Origin of the sequence: Stenotrophomonas maltophilia group sp. Smal12 (assembly GCF_037079935.1) — a bacterium.
Lineage (GTDB): Bacteria > Pseudomonadota > Gammaproteobacteria > Xanthomonadales > Xanthomonadaceae > Stenotrophomonas > Stenotrophomonas sepilia.
In genome coordinates this window covers 1-20316 of the sequence record NZ_JBAWUK010000028.1, presented here as the reverse complement: position 1 = coordinate 20316, position 20316 = coordinate 1, and the positions used below count along the sequence as shown (strand labels likewise).

16 protein-coding genes and 1 pseudogene are annotated in these 20316 nt (G+C 69.0%); 5 read left to right on the top strand and 12 right to left on the bottom strand.

The window, feature by feature from the left end; genetic code table 11:
- The first annotated feature begins 36 nt into the window (after nucleotides 1–36).
- Nucleotides 37–432, top strand: coding sequence for a hypothetical protein (locus tag WDC87_RS13200; RefSeq protein WP_188241417.1), 396 nt, complete (start codon nucleotides 37–39; stop codon nucleotides 430–432).
- Nucleotides 433–556: 124 nt separating this feature from the next.
- Complete coding sequence (locus WDC87_RS13195; RefSeq protein ID WP_252745431.1) at nucleotides 557–1102, top strand: glutathione peroxidase; 546 nt, start codon at nucleotides 557–559, stop codon at nucleotides 1100–1102.
- Between the two features lie 85 nt (nucleotides 1103–1187).
- Here the strand turns inward: WDC87_RS13195 and WDC87_RS13190 are convergent, their stop codons facing one another.
- The 6 genes and pseudogenes from WDC87_RS13190 to WDC87_RS13165 all read right to left on the bottom strand — a co-directional run bounded on the left by WDC87_RS13190 (nucleotide 1188) and on the right by WDC87_RS13165 (nucleotide 5281).
- Entirely contained in the window at nucleotides 1188–2201 is a 1014-nt protein-coding gene (locus tag WDC87_RS13190; RefSeq protein ID WP_252745432.1) for a VacJ family lipoprotein, read from the bottom strand.
- 1 nt (nucleotide 2202) lies between these two features.
- On the bottom strand, nucleotides 2203–2514 hold the full coding sequence (locus tag WDC87_RS13185) for an STAS domain-containing protein (RefSeq protein WP_049417176.1): 312 nt from the start codon (nucleotides 2512–2514) through the stop codon (nucleotides 2203–2205).
- Nucleotides 2504–3163, bottom strand: a complete 660-nt coding sequence (locus tag WDC87_RS13180; protein WP_252745433.1) for an ABC transporter substrate-binding protein — start codon at nucleotides 3161–3163, stop codon at nucleotides 2504–2506. Before WDC87_RS13180 ends, WDC87_RS13185 begins: the two co-directional genes overlap by 11 nt.
- 56 nt (nucleotides 3164–3219) lie before the next feature.
- A pseudogene (mlaD, locus tag WDC87_RS13175) lies at nucleotides 3220–3684 on the bottom strand (outer membrane lipid asymmetry maintenance protein MlaD); the annotation flags it as partial.
- 59 nt (nucleotides 3685–3743) lie between these two features.
- A complete protein-coding gene (locus tag WDC87_RS13170; protein WP_005414955.1) occupies nucleotides 3744–4493 on the bottom strand; it encodes an MlaE family lipid ABC transporter permease subunit in 750 nt (249 codons plus the stop codon).
- The gene (locus WDC87_RS13165) at nucleotides 4493–5281 is read right to left on the bottom strand and encodes an ATP-binding cassette domain-containing protein (protein WP_057500772.1); all 789 of its coding nucleotides are present in this window, start codon (nucleotides 5279–5281) and stop codon (nucleotides 4493–4495) included. The genes WDC87_RS13170 and WDC87_RS13165 overlap by 1 nt, the downstream gene beginning before the upstream one ends.
- A 189-nt stretch (nucleotides 5282–5470) precedes the next feature.
- On the opposite strand from WDC87_RS13165, the gene recC reads away from it, so the two are divergent.
- The 3 genes from recC to recD are packed head-to-tail and all read left to right on the top strand — an operon-like array spanning nucleotide 5471 to nucleotide 14372.
- Nucleotides 5471–8818, top strand: coding sequence for an exodeoxyribonuclease V subunit gamma (gene recC, locus WDC87_RS13160; RefSeq protein WP_252745434.1), 3348 nt, complete (start codon nucleotides 5471–5473; stop codon nucleotides 8816–8818).
- Nucleotides 8815–12495, top strand: coding sequence for an exodeoxyribonuclease V subunit beta (gene recB / locus WDC87_RS13155; RefSeq protein ID WP_252745435.1), 3681 nt, complete (start codon nucleotides 8815–8817; stop codon nucleotides 12493–12495). Before recC ends, recB begins: the two co-directional genes overlap by 4 nt.
- Nucleotides 12492–14372: an exodeoxyribonuclease V subunit alpha gene (gene recD, locus WDC87_RS13150; protein ID WP_072168755.1), complete on the top strand. Its 1881-nt coding sequence runs from the start codon at nucleotides 12492–12494 to the stop codon at nucleotides 14370–14372. Before recB ends, recD begins: the two co-directional genes overlap by 4 nt.
- 127 nt (nucleotides 14373–14499) lie before the next feature.
- Here the strand turns inward: recD and WDC87_RS13145 are convergent, their stop codons facing one another.
- The 6 genes from WDC87_RS13145 to WDC87_RS13120 all read right to left on the bottom strand — a co-directional run bounded on the left by WDC87_RS13145 (nucleotide 14500) and on the right by WDC87_RS13120 (nucleotide 20186).
- Nucleotides 14500–14895 (bottom strand): hypothetical protein, encoded by a 396-nt coding sequence (locus WDC87_RS13145; protein WP_072168754.1) that lies wholly within the window; start codon nucleotides 14893–14895, stop codon nucleotides 14500–14502.
- Nucleotides 14896–14989: 94 nt separating this feature from the next.
- Nucleotides 14990–17029, bottom strand: coding sequence for an FUSC family protein (locus WDC87_RS13140; RefSeq protein ID WP_252745436.1), 2040 nt, complete (start codon nucleotides 17027–17029; stop codon nucleotides 14990–14992).
- A 3-nt stretch (nucleotides 17030–17032) separates the two neighbouring features.
- Entirely contained in the window at nucleotides 17033–18502 is a 1470-nt protein-coding gene (locus tag WDC87_RS13135; RefSeq protein WP_252745437.1) for an efflux transporter outer membrane subunit, read from the bottom strand.
- A complete protein-coding gene (locus WDC87_RS13130; protein ID WP_072168751.1) occupies nucleotides 18499–19416 on the bottom strand; it encodes an HlyD family secretion protein in 918 nt (305 codons plus the stop codon). The genes WDC87_RS13135 and WDC87_RS13130 overlap by 4 nt, the downstream gene beginning before the upstream one ends.
- A complete protein-coding gene (locus WDC87_RS13125; RefSeq protein WP_025875651.1) occupies nucleotides 19413–19622 on the bottom strand; it encodes a DUF1656 domain-containing protein in 210 nt (69 codons plus the stop codon). Before WDC87_RS13125 ends, WDC87_RS13130 begins: the two co-directional genes overlap by 4 nt.
- A 108-nt stretch (nucleotides 19623–19730) precedes the next feature.
- Nucleotides 19731–20186 carry a MarR family transcriptional regulator gene (locus WDC87_RS13120; protein ID WP_252744399.1) on the bottom strand — a complete coding sequence of 152 codons (456 nt, stop codon included), beginning with the start codon at nucleotides 20184–20186 and terminating at the stop codon, nucleotides 19731–19733.
- Nucleotides 20187–20316 lie beyond the last annotated feature (130 nt).

The window sequence follows — 20316 nt, the reverse complement described above, 5'->3', positions numbered from 1 at the left end:
ATGCTGGCGGCCTGTCCGCTTCGACCAGGTACCGCCATGCGCCTGCCCCGCTTCACCAGCCTTGTCCTGACCGCGCTGCTCGCCGCCTGCGGCAGCGCGCCAACGACCGTGGGCACGACCACGCAGACCGCCTCCAGCACCCCCGAAGCGGTCGAGGCCTACCGCGAAGCACGCGACGTCGACTGCCAGGCCGCCGGTGGCACCCTGCAGCGGCTCGGCCGGCTGCAGCGCGAGCAATGCGTGATTCCCTATGCCGACGCCGGCAAGGCCTGCAGCCGCAAAAGCGACTGCACGGGCCAGTGCCTGGCCGCAGGCGAGGCAGTGGCCGGTGATGTGGCGTCCGGTACCTGCCAGCGTGATGCCAGCCAGAACTTCGGTTGCCGCCAGCGTATCGATGACGGCAAGGCGCAGGGTACGATCTGCGTGGATTGAGGATGTCCTGTAGAGCCGAGCCCATGCTCGGCTGCCATGCCATCAGCCGAGCATGGGTTCGGCTCTACAACAGCGCGCGCGGCGCTATGCTGGTGGGCCATTCCCGCCGTAGCCGGAGCCCCGCGTGAGCACCCCGATCCAGGACATTCCCCTCACCACCATCGACGGCCAGCCGTCCTCGCTTGCCGACTACCAGGGCAAGGTGCTGCTGCTGGTCAACGTCGCCTCCAAGTGCGGCCTGACCCCGCAGTACGAAGGCCTGCAGGCGCTGTATGCGGAAAAGCATGCGCAGGGCCTGGAAGTGCTGGGCTTCCCCGCCAACAACTTCCTTGGCCAGGAGCCGGGCAGCGAGGCGGAGATCCAGCAGTTCTGCCAGCTCACCTACGACGTCAGTTTCCCGATGTTCTCCAAGATCAGCGTGGCTGGCGAGGACACCCACCTGCTGTACCAGCAGCTGACCGCCGCGCAGCCGCAGTCGATCGGCGAAGGCCCGCTGCGCGAGCGCCTGGCCAGCAAGGAGATCCCGATCCATCCGGCACCGGCGGTGCTGTGGAACTTCGAGAAGTTCCTGGTCGGCCGTGATGGCAAGGTGATTGCACGCTTTGCCCCGGACGTGGCGGCCGATGACGTGCGCCTGCGCGACGCCATCGAGGCCGCGCTGGTGGCCTGAGCAAAGCGTGCCAATCCGGGTTGGCACCTGCCGGAAAAGAAAAACCCCGCCGAGGCGGGGTTTTTTCATGCACGGGTTGCAGCGATCAGTTGCTCCAGTTCGGCATCGGCATCGCATCCACGGGGATCGGCGAATTGGCATCGTCATGGCCGCGGTCGCGCTTGCTGCGCAGGTCGTTCTCGATCTGGTAGTTGCGGCGCTGCATCCACGCATCGCGCACCAGCGAGTACTCGTCCACGGCGGTGTCGCGCAGATCATCGATCGCCAGCAGCTGTGCGCGGGTGTCGACCAGCTGCAGGCCCTGCAGGCCGATGCGGACCTTGTCTTCCTCGATGCGGCGGATCGGCGACAACGGGATGTCACCGGCCAGGCCGAACACATCGCGCACGGTACGCGGGCCGAAGAACGGCAGTTCCACGTAGCGCGAACGACGCCAGCCCCAGGCACCCAGGGTCTGGCCGAAATCTTCATTGCGACGCGGCACCATCGCCTTGCTGGCCGGATCGAACAGGCCACCGATGCCCAGCGTGCTGTTCATCAGGAAGCGGCCGAGGCTGTCCCACGCATCGGCACCGCGGCCCTGCAGCAGCTGGTTGGTGATGGTCACCGGTGCGCGCAGATTGCTGAAGAAGTTGCTGACGCCGGTACGCGCGAAGCGTGGCACCACGTGGGTGTAGGCCGTGGCCAGCGGGCGGGCGATGCCACGGTCGACCGCGTTGTTGAACTTGTGCACCTTGCGGTTGAACGGTTCCCACGGGTCATAGGCGGCCGCACTGCCGGTGTCGCCGGTACCACCGTACAGGGCGTCGAAATCATCGTCGCTGGCGGCGGAGGATGCTGCGGTCGTCGGTGGGCTGGCCTCTGCGCCCTGCGGCGCAGCTGTCGGCGCCGCAGCGGCAGGCGTCGCCGGGTTGGCCACGGCAGCGACCGGAGCAGTACCGACCACGCCGGTATCGGCCGTTGCGGCCGGCGCTTCGGCAGCAGGGCCGGGCGCGACCACGGTGCTGGCGACCAGTGCATCGCTGCGCGCGGGCTTGCCGGCACAGGCGGTCAGGGCGGTGGCCAGGAGGATCAGGGGGAAAGTGCGTACGACGTTCATGTCAGCTCGCAGCAGAAGTAGCGTTGAAGTCCAGGTCGGGCGACAGCCGGTAGGCCGCGCTCAGCTCGTTGAAGCCGGCCGGCGCGCCGGAAATGGCCAGCGCATGGCCCGCCTTGCGTGCCCGGGAGGCCAGTTCGGCCAGCAGGGCCAGGCCGGCGCTGTCCACGCGCTCGACCTCGCCCAGCTCCAGCCGCGCCAGCTTGGCTGGCAGGGCCTGCAGTTGCGGCCACAGTGCAATCACCGCGGCACGGTCGAGCACCCCGCGCAGGCGCAGGGTGTCGCCTTCCAGCAGCGCCAGTGCGTTACTTGCCATTGCCCGCCGGCCCGGCCTGCATGCTGCCGCTGTGCAGCTCGCTGGCCACCTGCTTGATGCCCTTCTGGCGCAGCGGAGTATCGAACTGGTTGCGGAAGGTCTGCACGTAGGAGATGCCTTCGATGTTGACGTCGAAGATCTTCCACTGGCCGTTCACGTTGCGCATCCAGTACTCGACCGGGGTCGGTTCGCTGCCGGCGCGCACCAGTTCGGTGGTCACTCGCACGCCGCGGTTGCCCGGCAGCGGGCTCTCACCCTTCAGACGGAAGCTCGGCTTGCCCTGGATGTTGAGCAGGGTCGAACCGTAGCGCTGCATCAGGCTGTCGGCCATGGCATCGGCGAACAGCTTGATGTCGGCGTCGGAGGCGCCGCGGGCGTGCGGGCCCAGCACTAGGCGTGCCGCATAGTCGCGGTCAAAGGTGCGGTTCAGTTCGCTGTCGATGTAGCTGCGCAGGCTGGCCGGGTTGCTGCTGAACTCGCTGCGGCGCTGCTGCAGCGTGGTGAGGATGCGCGTGCTGGCATCGATCACCACCTTGCCGGCCTGGCCCTGCGCTGCGGCAGCGGGGGCGGCCGCCTGGGCCTGGGCAAGGAACGGGGTGGCCATCAGCAGCGCCGAGGCGAGCAGGGCGGGGATCAGTTTCATTTTCATGGTTGCGGTTCCGTTGCAGGCGCCTGCGCGCCATCGTTGGGCTTCTGAGCAGCGCCGCCACCGGCGCCGCCACTGAACATGTACTTGCCGACCAGCTGGATCAGGTCCACCGCCGGCTGGGTGAAGACGATCTCGTCACCGGCCTTCAGCACGTCCGGGTCGCCGCCCGGCTGCAGACCGATATAGCTCTCGCCGAGCAAACCACTGGTGAAGATGCCCGCCGAGGTGTCCGCCGGCAGGTCCTTGACCTTGCTGTCCATGCGCAGGGTCACGATGGATTCGAACTTCACCGGATCCAGGTCGATCGAGGCGACCTGGCCGACGGTGACGCCGCCGATCTTCACCGGCGCCTGCTTGCGCAGCTGGCCGACCTGGGAGAAGCGCGCCTTCAGCTCGTAGCCCTGGCTGCCCCAGCTCCAGCGCTGGTTGGTCGAGGCCACGGCCAGCACCATCAGCGAGGCCAGGGCCAGCAGCAGGAATGCGCCGACGGAGAATTCGAGTCTGGGACCGCGGATGGCCATGTGGATTACCTGATCGAGTCGTGGTGGCCGCGCGCGCCTGCGCACCGCCGGTGGAGGGGTTAGGTGAACAACATTGCCGACAGCACGAAGTTGAACATCAGCACCAGCAGCGAGGCATTGACCACCGCACGGGTGGTCGCCACCGAGGTGCCCTCGATGGTCGGCTCGGCGTGGAAACCAACATAGGCGGCGACCAGCGCTGCGGTGCCGCCGAAGATCGCCGACTTCAGCATCGCCACGCCGAAGTCATCCCAGAAATCGACGCTGTTGCGCAGTGCCGACCAGAACACGCCATTGTCCAGGCCCAGCACATGCACCGCTTCGAAGTAGCTGGCGCTGATCGCCAGCGAGCAGAAGATGCCGGTCAGCAGTGGCACGGTCAGCACCGCCGCCCAGAACCGCGGCGCGACGGCTTTGGCCACCGGGTCGATCGCCATCAGCTCCAGTGCCTTGATCTGATCGGTGGCGCGCATCAGGCCCAGTTCGGCGGCGATCGAGCTGCCGGCGCGGCCGATGAACAGCAGCGCGGTCAGCACCGGCGCCAGTTCCCGGTACAGCGACAGGCCGAGCAGGGTCGACAGCGCGTCGGCCGCACCGAAGGTGGTCAGCGTGCGGTAGCCCTGCAGGGTCAGCACCAGGCCGACGAAGGCACCACCGACGGCGATGATCGGCAGCGAGCGTGCGCCGATCTTGTAGATCTCGCGGGTCAGCTCGGCCAGGAAATCACGGGTCGGCAGCGAACCACGCAGCACGGTCAGCGAGAACAGGCCGGCGCGACCCAGCGAACGGGTGGCTTGGACGAACGGCATCAGGCGACCCTCGCGCGCGGCGCGGCATCGAACGGAATGGGGCCATCGGGCTGGCCGTGCAGGAACTGCCGCAGCAACGGGTCCTGGCTGGACTGCAGCGCCTCGGGCGTGCCCTGGAACACGATGCCGCCATTGGCGATGGCGATCACCTGGTCGCAGATCGGCAGGGTCTCGTGCACGTGGTGGCTGACAATGATGCTGGTCAGGCCCAGGCTGTGGTTGAGGCGCTGGATCAGGCTCATGATCACGCCGGAGGCGATCGGGTCCAGCCCGGTCAGCGGCTCGTCGTAGATCATCAGTGGCGGATCCAGTGCCAGCGCGCGGGCCAGCGCGACGCGGCGCGCCATGCCGCCGGACAGTTCGCGCGGCCAGGCATCGGCAGCGGCCAGCAGACCCACGGCATGCAGCTTCATTTGCACAAGCCGGCGCAGCACGGCGGACGGCAGGCGGGTATGCGTGCGCAGCGGCAGCGCGACGTTTTCGGCGACGGTCAGATCGGTCAGCAGCCCGTTGCCCTGCAGCAGAACACCCACGCTCTTGCGCATTTCCAGCAGCGCGCCGCTGTCATGCGGGATCGGCTTGCCGAACAGGGTGACCTCGCCGGCGACCGGACGCAGTTCGCCGGTCAGTGCCGCCAGCAGGGTCGACTTGCCACTGCCGGACGGGCCCAGCACGGCCGTGATGCTGCCCTTGGGCACCTGCAGCGACACGTCGCGCAGGATCGTGCGCCCGCTCCGGTCGATGCGGACGTTGGATAACTGCACCAGACTGGAGGTGGAAGCCGACATGGGCACCATTAACGCTTTTTAGACATCGAAGGATCGGGCCCGTCGGCTGAACATAAGCAGACTGGACGGTCCAGTATTGTGGCACGGCAAGACCCTTGCCAGGCCGGGACAATCGGCTGGCAGCGCGGAACAATCCGTACCGGCGATGGGCGGGCCATTGAATACTGCCTGCCGTGCTGCACACTGTGCATGATGAGTGACCCGGGCAGCGATTTCCGCCTCTACCATTCCAACTCCCTGGACGTGCTGGCTGCGCTGCTGGCGCGCAACGTGCGTGTGCCGGTTCCGGGCCAGCCGTTGCTCGCGCCGGAGGTGGTGCTGATCCCGCAGGTGGCGATGCGGCGTTGGCTGCAAGCGACACTCGCTGCCGAATATGGCGTGGCCGCCAACCTCGAGTTCCTGACCCCGGGCGAATTCGTTGCCCGTGCACTCAATGCCAATGTGCCGGGCGAACGCGACGACCTGGACGCGGCGGGCCTGCACTGGAAGCTGTACCAGGCACTGCGCGACCCGGCGCTGCTGGCGCAGCCACCGATGCGCGCGCTGCAGTCCTATCTTGCCGGCGGCGATGCCCTGAAGCCGTGGGCACTGGCCGGTGAACTGGCGTCGGTGTTCGAGAAGTACCAGGCCTGGCGCCGCGACTGGTTGCTGCGCTGGGAGGCCGGCGCCGACCCGGCCGACCCGCAGGCGATCCTCTGGCGCACCATCGCCCATGGCCGCGACTACCGCGCGCGCCGCATCCAGGCGTACCTGGATCGCTTCGAGGGCGCCGGCCAGCCGCTGCCACAGGCCCTGCCACCGCGCATGTCCGCGTTCGCGACGCTCAACATCTCGCCCGACGTGCTGCGGGTGATGGCCACCCAGGCGCGGGTGGGCGAGCTGCACTTCTATATGCCCACTCCGGTGCAGTCGTACTGGGGTGACCTGCAGACGCTGGCCGAGCGCCTGCGCAGCGGCGCACCCGATCCCTTCGGTGAAGCGGCTGGTGAGAACCGCCTGCTGGAAGCCTGGGGTGCGGCCGGCCGCGACTTCATGGCGGTGCTGGGCAGCTACGAGGTGGTGCACCCGGCCGGCGAGATTGCCGCGTATTCGGATCCGGAGGAAGACACCCGGCCGACCTTGGACGAAGGCGGCCTGTCCGACAGCCTGCTGCATCGCCTGCAGCGCGATCTGTTCCACCGCCGCGCACTGCCCTCGGGCGAGCTGCGCGATGGGCTGCGCAGCGACGACCCCAGCCTGCAGGTGCATGCCTGCCACACCCGGCTGCGCGAGCTGCAGGTGCTGCACGACCAGCTGAGAAGCCTGTTGCAGGACCCTCGCTTCGACCCGCCGCTGCAGGCGCGCGAGATCGCGGTGCTGGCGCCGGACATCGATCCCTATGTGCCGTACCTGGAGGCGGTGTTCGGCGGCCGCGGCGGCGAGGAGGAGCACATTCCCTACGCGCTGGCCGACAGCAGCCCACTGGCAGGAGAGCCGCTGGCCGATGTGTTCGTGCACCTGCTGGGCCTGCCGGTCTCGCGTTTCGGCCTGAACGAGGTGCTGGACCTGCTCGCCAGCGCGCCGCTGGCCGAAGCGGCCGGGCTGGAAGCAGTGGACTTCGATCGCCTGCATGGCTGGCTGCAGCAGGCCGGCGCACGCTGGGGCCTGGATGCGAAGCACCGCAACCAGCACCAGGCGCCGGCCGACGACGCCTACACCTGGCAGTTCGCACTGGACCGCCTGGTGCTCGGTCACGCCACCGGCAGCGAGGCGGACCTGGCCGGCGTGGCGCCGTGGATCGAGCTGGAAGGCGGCGCGCTGGAAGCACTGGACCGGCTGCTGCGGCTGCTGCGCGTGCTGGCGGTCTACCAGCGTCGCCTCGGCGAGCTGCTGACCCCGGCGCAGTGGCGGCAACGGCTGCTGTCGCTGCTGGACGCGCTGCTGCCGACCGCGCCCAGCTCGCCCAACAGCCAGCGTGCCCTCGAGCGCCTGCGCAAGCTGCTGAATCAGTTCGCCGACGATGCCGCCAAGGCCGGGTTCGAAGACGGCGTGCCGCCTGAGGTGGTGCGTTCGCACTTCGCCGGTGTACTGGGTGAGGCCGATACGCGCGCGCCGCTGCTGACCGGTGGCATCAGTTTCGGCCGCATGGTGCCGATGCGCCTGCTGCCGTTCCGGGTGATCTGCGTGCTCGGTCTCAATGATGGCGATTTCCCGCGTCGTGACCCGGCCGCGGGCCTCAACCAGCTCACCGCCGAGCTGGACACGCCACGCCGCCGCCCGGGCGATCGCTCCACCCGCGAAGACGACCGCTTCCTGTTCCTGCAGCTGTTCGCCGCCGCGCAGGAGGTGTTCTACCTCAGCTACCTCGGCGCCGATCCACGCGATGGCAGCGTACGTGAGCCGTCGGTGCTGGTCAGTGAACTGATCGATGCCGCCGCCGCGTATCACCTCGATCCGCCTGCGGCGGTCCGCGACTTTACCGTGCGCCATGCACTGCAGCCGTTCTCACCGGCGGCGTTCGGAGATGGCGATCCACGCCGCTTCAGCTATCGGCGGCAATGGCATCCCGCTGCCGGCCGCCTCACCGGCCAGCGTGGGGGCCTGCAGCCGTGGTTCGATGCCCCGCTGCCGCCGCCGCTCGACGATGCGGTGGAAGACGAGCTCGCGCTCGACACCCTGCGCCGCTTCCTGTGCGACCCGGCCGGGCAGTTCCTCGCACAGTCGATGGGCCTGCGCCTGGCCGACGATGCCGGGGAAGTTGATGACCTGGAACCGCTGGTGCTGTCATCGCGCGGCCCGGAAAAGCGCAGCGTGCAGGCGGCGGTGGTGCGCGCCACGCTCAGTGGCGATACCGAACCGTTGTACCCGCGGCTGCGCGCGCGTGGCCTGCTGCCGTCCGGTCCATTGGGCCAGCGCCAGTTCGAGGTGGAGCAGTTGAAGACCCGTCCGTATGCCAGTGCGTTGCTGGGCTGGATGCAGGGCGAGCCGCTGGAAAGCCGTCGCTACGAAGTGGACATCGATGGCGTGCGCCTGCACGGCCGCGTGGCCGATCGGCATCCCGAAGGCCTGGTGCGGCTGCGCGCCGGCACGCTCAATGGCAATGCAGTGATCCGCCAGGGCCTGGACTGGCTGCTGGCCAACGCCGCCGGCGACGCACTGCCCCTTGTGCAGTTCCACGATGGCGGCGACGCCGGTCCCGGCCCGCATGTACTGCCGGCACTGAGCGCGCCTGCTGCACGCGCGGCGCTGCGCGCGCTGCTGCAGTTGCGCCAGCGCGGCCTGCGTGAGCCGCTGCGCTTTGCCCCGTATACCGGCTGGGTGCTGTACAACGCGCCGGCAGAAAAACAGCGCAGCGAGGGTTGGAAGCAGTGGCACGGCAGCGACCGCAGCTGGGGTGAATCCAGCAGCGACGCCTGGCAGCTGCTGCTGCGGGGTGCCGACCCGTTCGCCTCCGATGCCAGTTATGCCGAGCTGCTGCGCAACAGCCAGGTGGTCTTCGGCGCGGTGCGCGAAGGCCGCACCCTCGGCGCCGAAACGCGCCAGGAGGGCAGCGCATGAGCCCCGCCTTCATCGATGAGCGAGCCCAGTGCATGACGGTCGATCCCTATCTGGCCCTGCCGCTGGATGGCATCCGCCTGATCGAAGCCAGCGCCGGTACCGGCAAGACCTTCACCCTGGCTACGCTGTTTACCCGCCTGGTGGTAGAGCAGGGCCTGCGCATCGGACAGATCCTGGCGGTGACCTTCACCGATGCGGCTACCCAGGAACTGCGCAAGCGCATCCGCGAGCGCCTGGCGCTGGCGGCGCGACTGGTCGATCTGGAACCGGTCGAAGGCGAAGCACCGGACGTGCGGCTGACCCGCGAGGTGCTGCAGCGCCATCTGCAGGGAGGTACCGAGCGCGCCGCTGCACTGAAGCGCCGCCTGCAGGTCGCCGCCGATGAGATCGACCTTGCGTCCATCTTCACCATCCATGGCTTCTGCACCCGCGTGCTGCGCGAGCATGCGCTGGAGAGCGGCCACACCTTTGATCCGCCGGAGCTGCTGGCCAGCGACCGTGAGTTGCTGGAAGCGCTCGCGGCCGACCTGTGGCGGGTATATGCCAATGACCCGGCCACGCTGGAACCGCTGACCTGGCTGTGGTCCACCCCGGACGCACTGGCCGCCGATCTGCGCGCGTTGCTGGCCGCGCCGCCGCTGCACCCGTTGCCACAGGCGGTGGCGCTGCCCGATCCGCAGGCCGCCCTGCAGAGTGTTGCCGAAGAGCTGTCCGCAAGCGTGCGCGAGCATGGCGAGCAGTTCTTCATCGACCTCTGCGATGCGGTCGACAACAAATGGATCAACGGCGTGTCGTACAAGCTGGGCTGGCTGCACCCGCTGGGCCGGCAACTGCTGGGCTGGGCCGAACGCGCCGACCCGCGCGAGCTGCTGACCAGCGAGCGCCTGCCGGCACTGCTGCCGGAGGCGCTGGCAGCCAAGACCAACAAGAAATTCGCCGAGCGCACGCCATCGTCGCCATTGCAGGCGCCGTTGGCCCGCTACGTCGCGCTTCTGGCCGAACGCGATGCCTGGCTGCGTGCCACCGCGTTGAACTTCCTGCACGTGCTTCGCGACGAAGCCAGACAGCGCCTGCAGGCGCTGAAGCGCACCCGCCGGGTGCAGACCTACGACGATCTGATCGATGGCGTGGCACTGGCCCTGGAAGGCCCGCAGCGGCTGGCATTGGTCAAGCAGCTGCGCGCGCAGTACCGCATCGCGCTGGTCGATGAGTTCCAGGATACCGACGACCGTCAGTGGGGCATTTTCCACATCGTGTTCGGCGATTCACCGGAAGTGCGCGAGCTCGGCCTGGCACCGGCGCTGTTCCTGATCGGCGATCCCAAGCAGGCGATCTACGGTTTCCGCGGCGGTGATATCCACACTTACCTGAAGGCCAAGCGGGCGGCGCAACAGGCGCCGGTGCTTGACCAGAACTTCCGCTCGCGACCGGCCGTGCTGCGCGCGCTGCAGGCGCTGTACGACAACGGTGGCGAAGACGCCTTCCTCGAGCGTGGCATCCAGTTCGAGCCGGTGCGGCCCGGTGGCGTGCGCAGCGATGCGGACTACCAGCGCGACGGCCATGCCGCCCCGGCACTCACTCTGCGCGTGCTGCGCAGTGGCGGTGACAAGGCGATGAGTGCCGATGCCTCGCGCGAAGCAGCCGCCCAGGCCTGTGTGGCGGCGATCCACCAGATCCTGGTCGCGGCGCGCGCCGGCAATGCGGTGCTGCGTGGGCGCCCGGTACAGCCGGGTGACATCGCGGTGCTGGTGCGTTCGCATCGCGAGGCCACACTGGTGCAGCGCGCGCTGGCCGTGGTCGGCATTCCTGCCGTGGCAGCGGGCAAGCAGAGCCTGTTCGCCACCAGCGAAGCGCGTGATCTGCGTGCACTGCTGCTGGCGCTGCTGCAGCCGGCTGACGAGGGCCGCCTGCGCGCGGCGCTGGCGACGGTGCTGCTCGGCCAGCGCGCCAGTGCGATCGCGGCGATGGAGCACGAGGGCGACCTGCAACGCCGGTTCCAGGCGCAGCTTCTGCATTGGCGCGAGCGCTGGCAGCGCGGCGGCCCGTTCGCGGTGATCGCCGACGTCTGCGCCGCGCAGGGCGAACGCCTGCTGGCGCTGATCGATGGCGAGCGCCGCCTGACCAACTACCTGCAGCTGGGCGAACTGCTGCAGGAAGCCTCGGCGCAGGCGCTGGGCATGCACGGCCTGCTGGACTGGCTGCAGGGCCAGATGGCCAGCGCCGACCAGGATGACGAGCAGCAGCTGCTGCGCCTGGAATCGGATGCGCGCCGCGTGCAGATCATCACCCTGCACAAGAGCAAGGGCCTGGAGTACCCGCTGGTGTTCCTGCCCTTCGTGGGCATCGACGGCGGTGCGCCCAACACCGCCTCGCACTGCACGGTGCATGTGGGCGGCCAGCGCCAGCTGCACTGGAAGCTGGGCAAGGACGAGGCCTGGGAAGCGGCCACTGCGCAGCGCGAGCGCGAGCAGCGTGCCGAGGATGCGCGCCTGCTGTATGTCGGCCTGACCCGCGCCGAGCACGCGCTGTGGATCGCCGTGGGTGATCTGGCCGGGCTCGGCAGGACGCGGCTGGCACCGCTGCTGGGTGACCTGCAGGCGCTGCGCGCGCATGCCGATGTGCGCATCGATGACAGTGAGGTACCGGCTGCGCTGCCGCAGCTGGCGGCCGAAGTGGAAGGGGATCTTCCGGCGGTGCGTGCACTGACCCGGCGCGTTCCGCACGACTGGTGGGTGTACAGCTTCACCCAGCTGGCCCACGCCGATGCCGGCGCGGGCAGTGACATCGAAGCCGCTGCCACCGCGCTGCCGGCGCCGGCAGCCGACGAACCCACCGGCCCGGAGCTGCCGCTGGAACCGGCACTGCCGGAAGCCGCCGCGGAGGCCGAGGACAGCGCGCCGCTCGACCCGCGTTTCATGGGCAGCCGCTTCGGCAACGTGCTGCACGAGGCAATGGAAAACGTCGACTTCGCCGCATGGGCTGACTGGCAACCAGGCCGGGAAGCTCCCGAGGGCCAGGTCGAGGTGTTGCGCAAGGCGCTGCACGATGAGGGCTATGCCGACGTCGATCTGGACGATGGCGTAGCGGTGCTGGTGCCGCTGGTGGGCCACACGCTGACCGTACCGCTGCCCGAAGGCGGTGCGCTGTACAGCCTCGGTGAAGGCGAGCGCCGCGCCGAAATCGACTTCCATTTCGCCATCGAGGCGACCACGGTGCCGGCGCTGCTGCAGGTGCTGCATGCGCACGGTGTTTCCAGTGGCCGCCGCGGTTTCGGCCAGCGCCGCCGCCTGGAGGGGCTGATGACCGGCATGATCGACCTGACCTACGTGCGTGATGGCCGGTGGTACGTGCTCGACTACAAGTCCAACCGCCTGCCCGGCTACAGCCCGGACCTGCTGGCCATTGCCATGCGCCACAGCGAATACGATCTGCAGGCGCTGATCTACACCGTGGCCCTGCATCGCTGGCTGCGCTTCCGCCTGGGCGCCGCCTACGACTACGAGCGCGACATGGGCGGCATCCGTTACCTGTTCTGCCGCGGCCTGGATGGCAAGGGCAATGGCGTGCACGTGGATCGTTTCCCGTTCGCGCTGGTGGATGCACTCGACGCGCTGTTCGCCGGCGGCGAGCAGGCCCAGGCCCAGCTCGCCGCGCGTGCCCGAGGAGCCAGCGCATGAGCCTGCTGAAGGAACTGCACCAGAAGGGCCTGCTGCGCACCCTCGACCACGCATTGGCGACCAGCCTGCAGCGGTTGCGCGACGACACGCCCGACAATGTGGCACTGGCGGCGGCGCTGGCTTCGCTGGCGGTGTCGCAGGGCCACGCCGCGTTCGATCCGGCACAACCGCAGCGGTTGCTGGAAGGCGTGCCCGAGTGGCCCGCCGCGCAGGCCTGGCTGGCGCAGCTGCGCGCATCGCCCTGGGTGGCCACACCGGAGCAGGCTGACGCCATCGCCGGGGATGCCCCCTTGGTGCTGGAGAACGGGCTGCTGTACCTGCGCCGCTACCGCGAGTACGAGCGCCAGTTGGCCACCGGTCTGCAGCGCATCGGCCGGCATCCGCTGCCGGCGCCGGACATGGCAGCGTTGGCGCCGTTGTTCGCGCAGCTGTTCCCGCACGCATCGTGCGGCGAAGATCACCAGGCACGCGCAGCCGGCGTGACGCTGCGCCATCCGCTGGCGCTGGTCACCGGCGGCCCCGGCACAGGCAAGACCACCACCATCGCACGCCTGTTGCTGCTGCTGGCCGCGCAGGCCCGGCACGCCGGCCAGCCGCTGCCCGAGGTGGCGCTGGCCGCGCCCACCGGTCGCGCCGCCGAGCGGATGGCCGAGAGCCTGCGCATGGCCGTGCAACGCCTGCAGGAACAGGGACTGGATCCGACACTGTGCGCGGCACTGCCCAGCAGCGGCACCACCCTGCATCGACTGCTCGGCGTGATTCCCGACTCACCACGCTTCCGCCACCACGCCGACAATCCGCTGGCGGTGGACGTGGTGGTGGTCGACGAAGCGTCGATGATCGATCTGCCGATGATGGCCAAGCTGGTCGATGCAATTGCCAGCGGCACCCGCCTGATCCTGCTCGGCGATCCCGATCAGTTGCCGTCGGTCGAAGCCGGTGATGTGCTCAGCGCGATCCTGCGCGCCAGCGGCGATGGCATCGGCACCCGCGCCGACGATGCGCTGGCGCTGCATGGCCTGCTGGCACCGGCCACCTTGCAGCCGCAGGCCGCACCACGCGCCTTCGCCGGCCGTCGCGTACAGCTGCAACGCGGCTACCGGCAGAGTGATGCGCTGGACCTGGCACCGCTGGCGCATGCCGTGCGTGAAGGCGACAGCGGCACCGCGCTGCAGCTGCTGCGCAGTGGTGAACTGGCCGGCGTGCACTTCCACGAAGGCGAAGCCGATCCATTGCGCGGTCAGCGCGAGCACCTGCTGGGCCACTGGCGTGCACTGGCCGAGGCCGCGGATCCGGTACGTGCCCTGCAGCAGGCCGGTCGCCTGCGCGTGCTGACCGCGCTGCGCGAAGGCCCGCAAGGTGCGCGTGGGCTCAACAGCCGCATCGAACAGCTGCTGGCTGGCAACACCCCGGGCTACTTCCAGGGCCGCTTGCTGCTGGTCACCGAGAACAGCTACCGGCACCGCCTGTTCAATGGTGATATCGGCATCTGCCTGCGCGATGGCAGCGGCGCGATGGTGGCCTGGTTCCCCGGCGACAGCGTCGACCACCCGCGCGCCTTCCACCCGGCTGCGTTGCCCGCGCACGAAAGCGCCTTTGCGATGACCGTGCACAAGGCACAGGGCTCGGAGTTCGATGAAGTGTGGTTGCAGCTGCCACGCCAGGACAGCCGCGTGCTGTCACGCGAACTGGTCTACACCGGCCTGACCCGCGCCCGCCAGGTACTGCATGTGGCCGGCAGCGCCGACGTGCTGCAGGCCGCACTGAAACGGCACGCCAGCCGCTTGGGCGGCCTGGCCTGGCGGTTGGGTGCCGAAGATGTGGCCGAACAACCAGCGCGCATCGAACAGCCCACGGTGCAGGGCACGTTGTTCTGACGCGGGCGTGATGCGCTGCCTGTAGAGCCGGGCCATGCTCGGCTGATGGGCCACGAAGCCGAGCGTGGCTCGACTCTACAAAAGCGCGCTTCGATCGTTCTGGTGGTCATCCACGCATGGCGTGGATCTACGCGATCAGCACCAACCCATCCGGAAACACGATCGCCGCTTCATCCGCACTCACGTCGAAGAAGCCCACGCCGTGCTTCTCGGCCAGATCCTGCACCCGCCCGTGCGCGCGCTCGGCCACCGAGTAGGCGAACGCGCCGTAGATCACCTGCCGGCCGATGCTGTACTCGGTCACCTCGGCGCGGTCGTCATCGTCGTTGCTCAGTGGTCCGTTCAACGGCGGGAATTCCTGCGCCATCTCCGCAAACCACGCTTGCAGCGCCGGGCTGCTGACGGCCGGGTCGTCATACTCGTGGCGCTCGTTCCACTGCGTCTGCTTTTCGAACCAGGCGATGAAAGCCGCCGCCTCGCGTGGCGCGGTGCTGGCCTCGAACACCATCATGTCGTAACTCATTGGATCTTCCTGTGCAGAGCAGGGGTCAGCGCCTTCGCCCGCGGCGAAGGATCCGACCCCGGCAACGGGGTCTGTGGACGCACAGGGTATCCCGCTAGAGCTGTTCGGCTGCACTCATCGCCAAGCCCGGCGCCAGCGCCTTGGCCTCTGGGAACAGCGCGAAGCGCAGGCCGATCAGGCCCATCAGCGCTTCGTCGCGGGCCTTGCAGGCGGCCACGCTGCCGACCCGGCCCAGCGACGTATCCAGCCGCTCGCGCAGCGCCTGGTCTGCAGCAATCGGCTTGCGCGCCGCGATCTGCCGCCGGTAGTGCCCAGCGATCTCTTCCAGGATGTGCTCGACGGCTTCGCGGCTGCGCTCGGGCAGTTCCAGCCGTGCACGACGCAGCTGCAGGATGTTCAGGCCGATGCGCGCCTCGTTGAGCATGTCCACCGAGGCGATGTCGCTGCCCTCCGGCGTCGCTGCCAGGCGCGGTGCGAGCAGGCCCAGCAGGTCGAGCGTGCGTGCGGCGAAGCGCTGCCGATCCTGCTGGCCACGTCCTTCGGCGGCTTCGGCCAGCGTGGTCCAGCCCTGCCGCACCAGCCGGCGCGCGGTCCACTCGGCACCTACCGAACGGAACAGGCGGGTCATCACCACTGCAAAGCCAATGCCGATGAACATCGCGATCGACGAGTTGAGGAAGGTCTGGATGTTGGCGCTGTAGGTGTTCTGCAGGCTCAGCAGTGCGGCCAGATTGACTGTCAGCGGCAGCGCGAACAGCGCACTCTTCGGATGATGCAGCAGCAGTCCGAGCGGCAGGAAGGCCACCGCCAGCACCAGTGCCAGCAGGCCGAAGTCGTGCACGGCTGGGAACACGCCGAACAGGTACACGCCCGCCACTACCGAGGCGACCATCGCCCACACCAGGAACTGCACCATGCTGGGAGCCGGATCGTCCTGTGCGGCAAAAAATGCGGCCGTCACCGCCGCCATCATCGCGCCGTTGCCGCCGCCTTCCCAGCCCAGTGCTATCCACAGCACGCAGTAACTCATCAGCGCCACGCCGGCACTGAGCGCGGAGAACAGCGCCATGCCGTAGTCGACGTGCTTGTCGGCGGCCACCCGTTCGGTGCGGATGCGGTAGTGCGCGCGATCCAACGGCGCGGTGCCCTGATCGATCGCGTGCTGCAGGGTGCGGCAGTCCTGCCACAGGTCCACCAGTTCCTCCAGGCGCAGCAGCAGGCTGGCCAGCTGCAGGTGCTGCAGGTCGCGGTCCACCTGCGGCTTCAGCGCGCTGATGCGCGCGCGCAGGCGGGCGTACTCGCTGGCGTTGGTCGGGCCATCCAGCCAATCGCGGATGTCGTCGACCAGCGCCGGCAGCCCATCCGGCAGGGCCTGGCCATCGCTGCGCAGCGCACTCAGGCGATCGGCGATTGACGACAACACCGGCAACAGCAGCAGCATGCGCTCGCGCAGGCGCTCCATCGACACCGCCGACCCTGCATGGCGTGGATCATCGCGGCGCAGGAATTCGATCAGCGCCTCGAACTGCACCAGATCGGCGGCCAACCGGTTGCGCGGCGCGTGTGCGCGGCCACGCTCAAGGATCTGCCGGCACCACTGCGCGGCGTCCTCCATCCAGTTGCCGATGCGGGCGCGCAGCATCGGGCGTACCGACGCCGGGAACAGCAGCGAGGCAAACAGCACGGCCACCACCGTGCCGAGGATGATCTCCTCGCTGCGCGCCACCACGGTGTCGAAGATGGTCTCCGGCGAGGTGACTGCCGGGAAGCCGATGAAGGCGGTGGTGTAGCCGGCCAACAGGAACGCGTAGCCGCGAGGGCCGCGGTTGAGCAGGGCCATGAACAGGCAACCGGCCAGCCAGATCGACATTGCCGCACTCAGCACCAGCGGGGTTTCCACCAGCGCCGGCAGTGCCAGCAGCGTGGCCAGCCCGGCCACCAGTGTGCCGACGATCCGGTACACGCCCTTGGCGCGGGTCGGGCCCAGCAGCGGCTGGCTGACGATGTACACCGTGCCCATCGCCCAGTACGGGCGCGACAGGTTGCCGGCCATGGCGATGTACAGCGCGGCCACCGCGGCCAGGTAGGTCTTGATCGAGAACAGCCACGCCTGGCGGTCGGTCAGCGCGTTCATGGCTTACTTCGCCGAGGCCTGTGCGGTGGCCGGCGCCGTCGGGGCAACCGTTGCCTGCCAGCCGCCACCCAGCACCAGGAACAGGTGGATCTGGTCGCGCGAGACCTGCGCTTCGGCGGCGGCCAGGGTGGCGTCGCTGGTGGCCAGGCTGCGGTCGGCATCCAGGCTGGACAGGTAGGGTGTGCGGCCGCCCTGGTACAGCCGGCGGTTCTGCTCGGCGGCCAGCGCGGCCTGCTCCTGCGCCACGCGCAGCGACTGCAGTCGGCGCAGGTCCTGCGCATAGCGGTCCAGCGCAGTCTGGGTCTCGCGCAGTGCCTGCAGCACGGTGTGGTCGAACTCGGCCAGGGCCGCGTCGGCACCGGCTTCGGCGGCGTGGATGCGGGCATGCGTGCCCGAGGAGGGCAGTGTCCACGAGATCAGCGGGCCGATCGACCACTGCTGGGTCATCGGCGTGCCGAAGTCTTCCAGCAGGCCGGCGGCGCCCACCGAGGCACCCAGACGGATGTCCGGATACAGCTCGGCGGTGGCCACGCCAATGCGCGCGGTGGCCGAGGCCAGCTTGCGTTCGGCCTGGCGCACGTCCGGGCGGCGCTGCAGCAGCGCACGGCCATCACCGACCGGCAGCGGCTGCGCCAGGCTGGGCGCGTGCGCGCAGTCGATCACGCCGGCCGGCAACTGGCCTGGGGTCTGGCCCAGCAGTGCGGCCAGCGAATAGGCCGCGGCCGAACGCTGCGCGCGCAGCGGCGGCAGTGCCGCCTCCAGCAGTGCCACCTGCGCATTGGCGCGGGCCAGTTCCGGCGGCGTGCCGCGGCCGGCCGCGATCAGGCGCTCGATGACGCTGCGGCTGCGCTGCTGCAGCTGCAGCGAATGCTCGGCCACGTGCAGCTCGTGGTTGGCGTGGCAGATTTCCAGGTAGCTGTCGGCCACCTGTGCGACCACGCTGACCTGGGCCAGGTCGCGCGCCGCAGCGACGGACTGCTCGTCGGCACGCGCTGCCTCGGCGCCGCGCTTGAGCTTGCCGAACAGGTCGAACTGGTAGCTGACCGCGAACTTGCCATCGGCCAGGTTGATCACCGGCAGCTCGTGCTCCTGCAGGAACGATTCGGCCGACAGCTGCGCGCGGCTGACGCCGGCCTCGGCCTCGTACTCGAATCCGCCCGCGTCCAGCGCCTGTTCGTACACGGCGGCGGCGCGGCGCAGGTGCGCATCGGCGGCCTTCAGTTCCACGTTGTCACGCAGTGCCTGGGTGATCAGCCCGTCCAGCACCGGGTCGTTGTACAGCGACCACCAGCGGTCGGGCAGCGCCTGGTTGGCAGCCACCTGCGGGTTCTGCGTATCGATGAAGGCCGCATTGGCCTCCGGGCGCTTGAACGCCGAGCCTTCCGGCAGTGCATAGTCCGGGCCGACGGTTCTGCACGCGGCCAGGCTGGCCAGTGCGACGATCAGGCCGAGACGGGGCAGGGCGGCGTTCACAGGCCCGCCTGTGTCGGCGAAGTGCCGGCCTTGTCGTTGTGCGGATGGCGGCCGGTGTCCACGGTCACCGTGGCGGTACGGCCGGCAATCAACTCAACGCCCTTGGGCACTTCGTCGATGGCGATGCGCACCGGGATGCGCTGCGCCAGCCGCACCCAGTCGAAGGCCGGGGTCACGTTCGGCAGCAGGGTGCTGCCGTTGCTGCGGTAGCGGTCCTCGATACCGGCGGCAATGCTCTCGACATGGCCGTGCAGCGGTGCCGATTCGCCCATCAGGCGGATGTCCACGCGCTGCCCCGGCGCCACGCCGCGCAGTCGGGTTTCCTCGAAATAGCCATCAATGCGGAACGAGCCGGTATCCAGCAGCGCCAGCACTGGCTTGCCGGCCACCACGTAGTCGCCCACGCGCATCGTGCGGTCGTTGACGCGGCCATCGGCCGGCGCGCGCACCTCGGTGCGGCCCAGGTTGAGCTCGGCCAGGTCGACCGCCGCCTGTGCGGTGGCCAGCGCCGCCTGTGCGGCCTGCAGCTTGGCGCGGCGCACTTCGGCGTCCTCGGCGGCGACCAGGTCCTGCAGGCTGCGGTCGCGGCCGATCTCGCGGCGCAGCTGTGCCACCGAGGCCTGGCGCTCGGCCAGGCTGGCCTTGGCCTGCTCCAGCGCGATGCGGTAGCGGGCGCGATCGACGACGAACAGCAGGTCGCCCTTCTTCACCGCCTGGTTGTCGGCCACGTTCACCGTTTCCACCAGCCCGGACACGTCCGGCGCCACCTGCACCACGTCGGCGCCGACGTGGGCGTCGCGGGTCCAGGGTTCATCCATGTAGTAGACCCACAGCTGGCGCAGCACCAGCAGGGCGACGATCACGGCTGCGCTGGTGAGCAGCACCGGCAGGGTCTTCTTCACGATCTTGTTCACGATTGCATCCAACGCAGGAGGTGGAACAGCAGGCCAAGCACGATCCCGTACAGCGCCAGGTTGAACAGCGCCGGGTGCCATACATGGCGGTAGGCGCCGGCACGCTGCAGCAGCGCGTGCAGGCCGCTGTTGACCAGATAGGCCAACACCATCAACCCAAGCAGGGTCGGGACGAACACTCCGTGGAGACTGAATTCACCGGGCATCGGTAGGGGCGGGGACGAGGTGGGGGAGGGGAGGGACAACGAAACAACAGCAACGGGCAAAAGCCGCTGGCGTGTGCACGGCAGCGGCGGCGTTCGGGGGCAGCGCTCTTACGTGATGCGGTCGGCGGCCTCGGCCAGCAGGCGCCATGCCTTCAGCACGGCGTGCAGTTCATCCATGGAAAGCTCGCCGAACACGTCCTGGCGCAGGCCGATCAACTGATCTTCCAGTTCGCTGACCAGCGCATGGCCCTCGTCGGTCAGCCACAACAGGTTGGCGCGGCGGTCGCTGGCGTCGCTCTCGCGGCGGACCAGGCCACTGGCACACAGCTTGTCCAGCAGGCGTACCAGGGAAGGACCCTCCATGCCCAGCTGCTGGGCCAGCGCCACCTGGCGGATGCCACCGCCGGAGCGGCCGATCATCAGCAACGGCATGGTGCAGGCGGTGGAGATGCCATAGCTGCCGAGCCGGCTGTCGGCCAGGCGCTGCCACTGCCGCCCTGCATAAAGCAGGCCGGAGCTGAGCTGCATCTGCAGCAAGGTGCGCTCGTCGAGGGGTCGGTCCATAAGAGATAGATAGGATACTACTAATTTCATTCCTATCAATGGGTTTTTCTGAATGGGTGGATGTGTTGAGGAAAGCGTTGCGCCTGCCTGGTGTCGGGTGGGGCAGCGGGGGCCGGACGGGGCAGGACAC